Here is a 515-nt window from a genome sequence, read left to right on the forward strand (position 1 = left end):
CCGATCGTTCGTGGTTCTGCTCTGAAAGCGCTGGAAGGCGACGCAGAGTGGGAAGCGAAAATCATCGAACTGGCTGGCTTCCTGGATTCTTACATCCCGGAACCAGAGCGTGCGATTGACAAGCCGTTCCTGCTGCCGATCGAAGACGTATTCTCCATCTCCGGTCGTGGTACCGTTGTTACCGGTCGTGTAGAACGCGGTATCATCAAAGTGGGCGAAGAAGTTGAAATCGTTGGTATCAAAGAGACTCAGAAGTCTACCTGTACTGGCGTTGAAATGTTCCGCAAACTGCTGGACGAAGGCCGTGCCGGTGAGAACGTAGGTGTTCTGCTGCGTGGTATCAAACGTGAAGAAATCGAACGTGGTCAGGTACTGGCTAAGCCGGGCACCATCAAGCCGCACACCAAGTTCGAATCTGAAGTGTACATTCTGTCCAAAGATGAAGGCGGCCGTCATACTCCGTTCTTCAAAGGCTACCGTCCGCAGTTCTACTTCCGTACTACTGACGTGACTGG

1 protein-coding gene is annotated in these 515 nt (G+C 52.8%); it reads left to right on the top strand.

The genetic code is table 11. The annotated features are described in order from the left end of the window. Nucleotides 1-515 (top strand): EF-Tu/IF-2/RF-3 family GTPase (locus tag ACLJTG_RS23695; RefSeq protein ID WP_023994057.1); only part of this gene is annotated, 515 nt, incomplete at both ends.

Source organism: Salmonella sp. SAL00672 (assembly GCF_046552175.1).
In the GTDB taxonomy this organism is placed as follows: Bacteria; Pseudomonadota; Gammaproteobacteria; order Enterobacterales; family Enterobacteriaceae; genus Salmonella; species Salmonella enterica.